The 8,847-nt window shown below is 60.5% G+C and carries 8 protein-coding genes; 6 read left to right on the top strand and 2 right to left on the bottom strand.

Going from position 1 to position 8,847, the window contains the following annotated elements; translation table 11 throughout:
* From QJT78_RS34440 to ftsZ, 4 genes are all read left to right on the top strand, one after another.
* A partial coding sequence (locus QJT78_RS34440) for a hypothetical protein (RefSeq protein WP_281460430.1) occupies positions 1 to 501 on the top strand: 501 nt, incomplete at its 5' end.
* 13 nt (positions 502 to 514) lie between these two features.
* The gene (locus QJT78_RS34435) at positions 515 to 2,830 is read left to right on the top strand and encodes a UvrD-helicase domain-containing protein (protein WP_038944818.1); all 2,316 of its coding nucleotides are present in this window, start codon (positions 515 to 517) and stop codon (positions 2,828 to 2,830) included.
* A gap of 390 nt (positions 2,831 to 3,220) precedes the next feature.
* On the top strand, positions 3,221 to 3,844 hold the full coding sequence (locus QJT78_RS34430) for a hypothetical protein (RefSeq protein ID WP_028149454.1): 624 nt from the start codon (positions 3,221 to 3,223) through the stop codon (positions 3,842 to 3,844).
* A 52-nt stretch (positions 3,845 to 3,896) separates the two neighbouring features.
* Positions 3,897 to 5,159: a cell division protein FtsZ gene (gene ftsZ, locus QJT78_RS34425; protein ID WP_038944815.1), complete on the top strand. Its 1,263-nt coding sequence runs from the start codon at positions 3,897 to 3,899 to the stop codon at positions 5,157 to 5,159.
* 305 nt (positions 5,160 to 5,464) lie between these two features.
* On the opposite strand, the gene QJT78_RS34420 is transcribed toward ftsZ, so the two are convergent.
* The gene (locus QJT78_RS34420; protein WP_240537736.1) at positions 5,465 to 6,022 is read right to left on the bottom strand and encodes a hypothetical protein; all 558 of its coding nucleotides are present in this window, start codon (positions 6,020 to 6,022) and stop codon (positions 5,465 to 5,467) included.
* A 276-nt stretch (positions 6,023 to 6,298) separates the two neighbouring features.
* Between QJT78_RS34420 and QJT78_RS34415 the strand changes: the two genes are divergently transcribed.
* Both QJT78_RS34415 and QJT78_RS34410 read left to right on the top strand, forming a co-directional pair.
* Positions 6,299 to 7,639, top strand: a complete 1,341-nt coding sequence (locus QJT78_RS34415; protein WP_028149456.1) for a DUF2235 domain-containing protein — start codon at positions 6,299 to 6,301, stop codon at positions 7,637 to 7,639.
* Between the two features lie 358 nt (positions 7,640 to 7,997).
* Positions 7,998 to 8,243: a PilZ domain-containing protein gene (locus tag QJT78_RS34410; protein WP_028149457.1), complete on the top strand. Its 246-nt coding sequence runs from the start codon at positions 7,998 to 8,000 to the stop codon at positions 8,241 to 8,243.
* 49 nt (positions 8,244 to 8,292) lie between these two features.
* Here the strand turns inward: QJT78_RS34410 and QJT78_RS34405 are convergent, their stop codons facing one another.
* A complete protein-coding gene (locus QJT78_RS34405) occupies positions 8,293 to 8,700 on the bottom strand; it encodes a hypothetical protein (protein WP_028149458.1) in 408 nt (135 codons plus the stop codon).
* Between the last annotated feature and the right edge of the window lie 147 nt (positions 8,701 to 8,847).

Genomic DNA, 8,847 nt, shown 5'->3' with positions numbered 1-8,847 from the left:
CTCCGTCGTTGCCGCCTCCATACCCCCCGCCAACGATTTGCAAACACGTTGATCAACAGACTGCAATCCCCACGCCAAACCTTTGCGAGTGGGACGCGAACGTCGCTTACATTTGATCGATGCGAATCGATACTGAAAAATCTTGTGCGAGAACTCGCAAACCACAAACTTGCCGGCTACTATTTCCTTCCCAAACTCGAAACCGACGGCAATGAAACTGGCTTTGTCGCCTTACTGAGGGAAGTGAATCACCTACCTCGCAAGCTCGCTCGGCTAATTGCCGGCGGCTTGGACGCGACAAGCGAAGGGCTTTCGGACCAGTCTCACTGGCTCGCTCTCGTCGACTTCACTCACTCCGATTTTGCAATGCCCGTAGGAGAAATAACTTCACCCCAAGTGGAGCATCTTCTCCAAACCTTCTCGCATCTGTTTGGAAGAATTGGATTGCCGGATCCCGAACGAGCCAAAGTCGACGCGTTTTGCGCGATCAGGCCACAATAGTTAAGGCAACGAAATGAAATACGCTGTTATCGATGATGTCGCGATCGAAGAGATCGTTGCCAACAGGTTCTTGCAATCAATTGAATTCGAGCAAGGCAAGACTTTGCTTGCCGTGCTCCAGGGCCAAGTACGAGACGCGAAAGTATCTGCTTCTCTCAAAATTACGCGCATCGACGACGGAATGTTCTTTACCGGCGCGACGACTTCTACCACGGGCCGCTATCTGGTGATCGACGAAGAGCAGTCCGGACTAATAAGCACACAAAGCCCAACTGACGCGTTGTTTTCGTTCCAGAAGCTTCTCCGTTTCGCAAAGAAAGTGTGGCAGGGCCTCAGCCTAACACACTCAGAGCGCCTTATTTCTGGATCATCTAAAGCCGTCCTCTTTCCCCACCGCTACAGTCAGGCTCCGTTCCGAATTGTCATTGAACGCGAACCATTCGCAGAACGGCTAGAAAAGCGTGGGCAGAGTGGACGATGGTTGCTCGTCTATAAAACTGGGCACGAAGGCGGCGATGCAAGTCGAGAGCAAGCTGGGCTCACCAATTTCCGTAAGGCGTTTGACGGAATTCCAAAGCTCAAGAAAACGCTCGCCGATTCGATGCACGCAGCAGGTCTTTCGGATGCAGAACCCAACATAGACCAGATGCAGGGAATGCAACTGGAATCTAATACCAGCTTTGGAACCAATTCCCTCTATCGCCGCTACGAAGACTGGTTGCCTCTTCTCACGGAGCAGCAGAGAAAATTCGTTACCTTTCCAATTACAAAACCTACGCGAATTGAGGGCGCAGCCGGAACCGGAAAGACGCTGGCATTGATCCTAAAAGGACTGCACTCTCTTCGCGACGCGAAGACTAAGAACGAGAGTTGCCACATCGTTTTTGTGACTCACAGCGATTCAACAAAGAGAACCATTGAAGGTGTCGTGGCAGCCATTGATAGCGAGGGATTCGTTATGGCTGATCGGCGGCTCGCCCTTCAGTCGCTGAAAGTTTGCACTTTAAGCGAACTCTGCGCAGACGTCTTGCGTCAATCCATCAGCGAAAGCGAATTCATCGACCGTGACGCCATGGAATCTAAGGAACTTCAGCTATTGTACATAAGCGAAGCTGTTGACCGAGCAATGAAGGAAGACTTCGCCGGACACAGTAGATTTATGACGCCGGAGTCTGCATCATTCCTCGAGAAGGAGGAGCGCTGGAACATAGTTACGATGCTCCAGCATGAAATTAGCGTGATCATTAAGGGACGAGCAGCAGAGGACCTGGATCGCTATAAGAAGGTGCCCCCTCTGAAGTATGGCCTTCCGATCCAATCGTCCGCCGACAAAGGCTTCGTTTTCACGATCTTTCGGTTCTATCACGAGCATCTCAATTCCGCCGGTCAGTTCGACACCGATGATGTTGTCTTGACGACCATAGGACAGCTTGACACGCCAATATGGCGTAGGCGTCGCGCGCGAGACGGCTATGACGCCGTTCTCATCGATGAGACACACCTATTCAATATCAATGAACTTCAGCTTTTCCACTACTTCACGCGCGTCGAAGGGCCGTATCCGATTGCCTATTCGGTCGATAGATCACAAGCAGTTGGCGACAAAGGATGGAGTACAGAAGACATCGCGAACACCCTCGCCGGCCCGCGCGATGGATCTGAGCAAAGTGAAATCATCAGAACAGTATTCCGGTCTTCGGCAGACATCGTCAATTTAGCATTCGCCATTCTCTCGTCAGGAGCAACGCTCTTCACTAATTTCGACAATCCAATGGAGACGGCGGCCTCCGGTTTTACCGAGGTCGAAGAAAGGCTCTGCGCGGAGCCGATCTACTACCACGTTGCCAATGAGCAAGAACTCATTGACCGAGCCTTCGAGCGAGCCGAGGCCCTTCAAAAAGAGCTAAATTGTCGTCGTAGCGACATTCTAATCGTTAGCCTAAACAACAACATCGTGGCTGACCTAGCCGAGCACGCTCGAAACAGGAACAAGCCGACTCTTTTACTTACCAAACGAGGAGACGCAACTGCGGTTGGGGCGGCACGAGAAGCTTCTCAATTAGTATTGGGGCACGCAGATTTCGTTGGGGGACTCGAATTTCAGGGAGTAGTTATAGTTGGAGTAGACGCTGGCCGCGTCCCTCCTACCGCAAATGACGAGAATTTCAGTAGCAAGAATTTCCTGTCCTATGTGTCGCACAACCGCTTGTACGTCGCCGTAAGTCGCGCTCGTTACCGAGTTGAGTTTCTTGGAGAGAAGGCCCGCGGGCCAAGTCGCCTTCTTGCCTCCGCTATGGATTCAGGCTTGTTGAAGCAACGCGACATCTAAGTGCATCCCTGTAACCGTACTCCCAATTCTCAGATCATCGCGTTGTGGAGGGCCAACACGAGCCCGGATTGAGAATTCGTCATCCCCGTCTCGCATTTTTCGCCATGCTCGCCCGGCAGCATCACCCGGAGGGGCATACCGTGGAGCGCTACGACCAGCACAACCGGAACCTGAGCCGAAAAATCTCGTCATCCGCTGTGACGGCACCAGCGGCGAGATCTCGGAAAGCATCTCCCACTTCCTGAAACTCTATCGCCGCCTGCGCACGTCCGACAAGACACAGCCCCGCGCGCGTTAACCGTCTATTAACCAACGCAGCCTAGCCTGCGGTAATCGTCCAGCCATCATTAGCTCGAAATGCCTTCCCGGTTCGCTCCAGGAGAAGCGCCGATGTGCGTTGCGTTGTTGACGTATGCCGATCTCAGTGCCCGGCTCAATATCTCGCGCGAGGCCGCTCGTGCCCTGGCGAGACGTCGCCGCTTGCCGCGCTCGCGGGCGGAGGACGGCAAGGCGCTCGTGAGCGTCGATCTCTCCGAGCTCCGCTACACGCCCCGCCCGCGGCGGGCCCGCCGGGCGGAGCACATCGATGCCCCCATCGATGCCCCCTTGGCAAAAGTCGAGGCGATGGAGCCATTTCCGTTCCGACGAGATCGGAACGGGGCTCCAGATTCCTGTTCTGACGCGTTTTCCTTGCGCGAACCGGTACCCACTTCGCTCGAAAACGCTATGGAGATCGAGGCCCTCAAGGCGGAGATCGCGCGGCTCGAAGACGTCGCGGCCGCCTACAGGGCCGTGTTCGAGCGCGAGCGCGAGCGCGCCGATCGCCTGGCTGTCGAGCTGCTGCAGGCGGCCGCCGAGACGACGGCAGCCAATGCGTGGGCGGCACGACTGGAAGACGAAGTGGCGGACTTGCGGACCGGTCGCCGGGCTGGCGGCACGGTCGCGGGAGCCGCGCTTCGATTGGGAAATCTGGCCGCTGCGATCGTGAACGCAGACCGCGCGGCCCGCAGATAGCACTCGAACCTTTCTCTTTTCCCCGGCCTGCCGGAACAACCGCGAGGACACAATGACTGGCATGACCGATATTCGCGAGATGAAGGCCCGCATTGTCGTATTCGGGGTCGGTGGCGCCGGCGGCAACGCGGTCAACAACATGATCACGGCCGGGCTGCAGGGGGTCGACTTCGTCGTCGCCAATACCGACGCGCAGGCGCTGGCCATGTCGAAGGCGCCGCGCCTGATCCAGCTGGGCACCCAGGTGACCGCAGGCCTCGGCGCCGGCTCGCAGCCCGAATTGGGACGCGCCGCAGCCGAGGAGGTTATCGATACGATTCGCGATCATCTGACCGGCGCGCACATGGTGTTCGTGACGGCCGGCATGGGCGGCGGCACCGGCACCGGGGCCGCCCCCATCATCGCCAGGGTCGCGCGCGAGCTCGGCATCCTCACGATCGGCGTGGTCACCAAGCCATTCTATTTCGAGGGCCAGCGCCGCATGCGCTTTGCCGAGGCCGGCATCGAGGAGCTGCTGAAGACGGTCGACACACTGCTGATCATCCCGAACCAGAACCTGTTCCGGGTGGCCAGCGCGAAGACCACCTTCGCCGATGCCTTTGCCCTTGCCGACCAGGTGCTCTATTCGGGCGTGGCCTGCATCAGCGACCTCATCGTCAAGGAAGGCCTGATCAATCTCGATTTTGCCGACGTCCTCTCCGTGATGCGGGAGAAGGGCAAGGCCATGATGGGACGGGGCGAGGCTTCCGGCGAGAAGCGCGTGCTCGCGGCCGCCGTGGCCGCCATTTCCAATCCGTTGATCGAGAACCCCTCGATCAAGCGCGCCAGCGGCCTCATCATCTCCATCACCGGCGGCAAGGATCTCATGCTGTACGAAGTCGACGAAGCCGCAACGCGGATTCGCGACGAGGCCGACCCGGACGCCAACATCATCGTCGGCGCCTCGTTCGACGAAAGCCTCGAAGGCATCGTCCGCGTCTCGGTGGTGGCGACCGGGATCGACAATGTCGACCCGGCGCTCCTGGCGCGACCGGCGGAAACCCCGCTCACGCAACTCGCCGGCAGGCTGCGCGACGACAGCCGCCGCATCGCCGATCGCATCGAGCAGCGCAGTGCGCCGCTTCCGCAGGTGGAAAGCCCGCCGCTCCGCCCGGCCGCCCGCCCACCCGCGGGGCAACCGGCAAGGCCGGATCCGGAATATGCCCGCCGCGCGGCTCAACAGCCGCTCGATCCTTACGGCCGCACCTCTCCGCGCAACATGGCCGACGAAGACCTTCTCGACATCCCGGCCTTCCTGCGCCGCTCCGCCAACTGAGCGGCCGCGAGAGGGGGCGGTATCTGTCAAGCGCAGGGCGATCGCACCTGGTCCTAGTGAGCTTAAGCGCGATGCTCCACAGCGTCATGGCCGGGCTTGTCCCGGCCATCCACGACCTTTGTCGCAGTACGAAGAACGTGGATGCCCGGGACAAGCCCGGGCATGACGAGTTTGTGGCCCCGGCTGTGCGGAACCACTGTGATATGAGGCTCTGATATCTCGCCGCAAAACGCGACCTCATCCTGAGGAGCCCGCCGTAGGCGGGCGTCTCGAAGGATGCGCCGCAAGGAAACCAACCGCCGCGTTCACGCTGCCGTGCTGCGCGGGGTCTCCGCTGGTTCCTTTTTCTCCGGCTCCTTGTCGCGAGACAGCCATGCCGGGAAACGAAGCAGGCGATCGATGCTGTCTTTTGATGGCTCGATGGGCGGCACGATGGGCGCTTCATTGGCCGAACGCGGGAGGTCCAGCACGGCCTGTCCTGCCCGCACCGCATCCGCGCGCTGATCGAGTTCGCGCAACAGGGGATCGAGCACGCTGTCGATTTCGGTCGCCACCGACACGATAAAACTATTGAGATCGCGGGCCTCGGGCACAACGGCCGAGGCCGACTCGATCGCCCTGGAGAGACCATCGACGACAGGTGCGAACGCGCCGGCGGCTTGCTTGATTCGCGTTCTTATCGCTTCGATTTCGCTTAGGACGCGTTCACGCTCCCGCCTGGTCTTCTCTTCCGACAGGCGGGCTTCGATTTCGGCGATCTGCGCCGTGAGAGTCGTGGCTTCGGATGCGAGTGCATCGCGTCGCAGGCGCGCACGATCGAGATCGCGGCTGAGATTGTCCACTAGATCGTCCTTCCCGAACATGGCTTTGCTCCGTAGGACAGCCGTAACGCGAACCGCCGGCCCGATCAGCGCATGAAAGGCTGGATCGGCCAAAACAGGCATCAATTTCGGTCGCGTCATATGGGCCGACATGGTGACCCCCACCGTCCTCATTAGGCGACGACATGGTTAACAGGTGGTTAATGTCAACAGGTGACGGGGCAATGAGGCACCATGCCGCCGACGCCGACTTCGTCTCCTCGCTGCCATCCATTTTCGCTATACTCGCCCCGGTAGCATCACCGGGAGGGGCATACCGTGGAGCACGACGACCAGCACAAACCCAAAACCGAGCCGAAAAACCTCGTGATCTGCTGTGACGGCACCGGCAACGAGATCTCGGAGAACATCTCCAACGTCCTGAAGCTCTATCGCTGCCTGCGCAAGACCGACAAGACGAAGCCGCGGCAGATGGTGTTTTACGATCCGGGCGTCGGCACGGTGACGGAGCCTTCGACGTGGCACCGGCTCAAGGCCAACGTCAATCTGGTGCTGGGGCTCGCCACCGGCTACGGGCTCGATGACAACGTGCTGTCGGCCTATTGCTTCCTGGTCGAGCACTACGCGCCGGGCGACAAGATCTACCTGTTCGGGTTTTCGCGCGGTGCCTACACGGTGCGGGTGCTGGCGGGGCTGATCCACAAGATCGGGCTGATCTCGCCGGAGCAGGCGAACCTCGCCGGAAGCGGCCTCGTCGCCTACAAGCAATATTCCGGCACCGGGCGCGGCAACGACATCGAGGACCTCAAGGATGTCGCCTTCGACGAGAGCGGGCCGCTGCCGAAGGACGAATTTGATCTCGCAGCCCAGTTCGCGCGAATCACCTCGACGCGCTGGCCGACCATCCATTTCATCGGCGTCTGGGACACGGTGGCGAGCGTGATCGTGCCGCGGCGCGACAATTTCTTCTTCGTGTTCAGCCTGGAGGAGCTCGCCTTCACACTGCGCAATCCGAGCGTCAAAATCTTCCGGCAGGCGATCGCGATCGACGAGCGGCGCTGCATGTTCCGCCTGAAAGAGTATGAGGAGCCGCAGGAATATTGGCGCAACCGCTACGTGCCCGACGAGAAGAAGGAGCCGCAGGACATCCTGCAGGTGTGGTTCGCCGGCGTGCATTGCGACGTCGGCGGCGGCTATCCGGAAATCGAGAGCGGCGAGTCCAAATATCCACTGATCTGGATGATCGAGGAAGCCGCGAAGGCCGGGCTGAACTTCAACCCGCGCACCGTGAACCAGCTCGCCTGGGGCATCCAGCGCAAGAACTCGCCGTTCCAGTATGTCGAGCCTGCCTACACCGGCAAGGTGGGCGAGCTGCACGATTCGATGACGGCGCTCTGGCGCGTGCTGGAATATCTGCCGAAGAGCGCGAAGTACCGGGAATGGCCGGAGCGGAAGGTTTTTCTGGGCTTCTACATCCCCGATAGCGAGCCGCGCGTGATTCCCGAAGGCGCCCATGTGCACGAGAGCGTGCTGAAGCGCATGGCGGTGGAGCCGGGCTACCGGCCGGTGAACCTGCCGAAGGATTATGTGACCGTGCCGATGCCGGTGAGTCCACATGCGGAGGCTAGTGCTGAGGCTAGTGAGATCGTGACAGCGTAGTGGCGCTGCAAGCTCGTCATTGGAGGCGGGAGCGCGCCACGCGTTCAGCTGTCGTCCCTGCGAAAGCAGGGACCCATAACCACAGGGAGCGGTTTGGCGCGGACCAGTGGCTCGGTACGCCCACCGCCGACAACCGACAGATCACGCGGTATGGGTCCCTGCGCCCGTGCGCAATTGCGCACTAGGCAGGGACGACAGTGGAGATGGAGGCGGCCCCACCCCGCTACCGGCGCTTTCTGCGTTCGCCGCTACTTTTCGTTAAAATTCTCAGGCCGCCCTTAGTCGGATCGCATCAACTCTTTTCCATCATGCCGCTCAAGACCACCCGCGCCGTCCGCGGAATTGGAGGAGAGTGCCAATGCATCCGCGCCGACATGCCCGCGTGAAACCTTCCGGGCTGGTGTCCCGCCAGGCCAAGATCATCACCGACCCGCGCGCGCCGGTGATCCCCTGCACGCTGATCGACTATTCGCCCGGCGGCGCCTGCGTCGATCTCGGCGGGCAGGTGAATATCCCCGACAGGTTCGAGCTGCTCCACGTCAACACCAAGAAGCGCTGCCGCATCGCCTGGAAGCGCGGCTCGCGGATCGGCGTGGTGTTTTAGGAAGACGGCTTGCTTACCCTCCCCTGGAGGGGGAGGGTAAGAAAGAAAGCTACGCCCGCATCCTGGCTTTCGTGCCGGCGACGATCTGCATGGCGACGCCGGCGATCCAGCCGAACAAAGCGAGCCAGGTCCACGCCAGGTGCGGCTCGAGGCGGAGCACGATGACGCCGACGGAGGCGAGCGCAGTGAGCGTGGCGCAGAGCGTGCCGGCGGCGCTGAGGAATTCCGCGGCGTCGATCGCGCTGTGGGCGTCGTCGAAGGGCAGCTGCGGCGTGTCGATACCGAGATAGAAGCCGACGATGCCGAGCAGCATCATCAGCAGCAGGAAGCCCTGCGTGGTGAGCGGGGCGATCGCCGATCCCACATAGGCGCCGACGAACAGCCCGCACGCCGCGCCTGCCATCGCGAGACCCACGCGCTCGAACACGTGGGCAGTCTTGCGAACACGAAACCGCATGGCGGGCCTCCCTGAGGAGTTGGGTGCGCGAGAGGGTAGGCCAGTTTTGCGGTGCGTGGAAGGTGAGGAGAGTTACGGATGCGTGAGGGCGCGGGATAGTGAGGGGGCGATGGTCCGCGCTGCACCCACCACTGTCGCCCGGACAAG

Origin of the sequence: Bradyrhizobium sp. Mp27, assembly GCF_029953005.1 — a bacterium.
GTDB lineage: Bacteria > Pseudomonadota > Alphaproteobacteria > Rhizobiales > Xanthobacteraceae > Bradyrhizobium > Bradyrhizobium barranii.
Note: the sequence above shows the minus strand (reverse complement) of the source record. Positions and strands in the feature narration are given on the sequence as shown.

Coding starts and splice junctions, on each gene's coding strand:
- QJT78_RS34435 (WP_038944818.1), top strand. CDS start 515: ATGAAATACGCTGTTATCGATGATGTCGCGATCGAAGAGATCGTTGCC.
- QJT78_RS34430 (WP_028149454.1), top strand. CDS start 3,221: ATGTGCGTTGCGTTGTTGACGTATGCCGATCTCAGTGCCCGGCTCAAT.
- ftsZ (WP_038944815.1), top strand. CDS start 3,897: ATGACTGGCATGACCGATATTCGCGAGATGAAGGCCCGCATTGTCGTA.
- QJT78_RS34420 (WP_240537736.1), bottom strand. CDS start 6,022: ATGTTCGGGAAGGACGATCTAGTGGACAATCTCAGCCGCGATCTCGAT.
- QJT78_RS34410 (WP_028149457.1), top strand. CDS start 7,998: ATGCATCCGCGCCGACATGCCCGCGTGAAACCTTCCGGGCTGGTGTCC.
- QJT78_RS34405 (WP_028149458.1), bottom strand. CDS start 8,700: ATGCGGTTTCGTGTTCGCAAGACTGCCCACGTGTTCGAGCGCGTGGGT.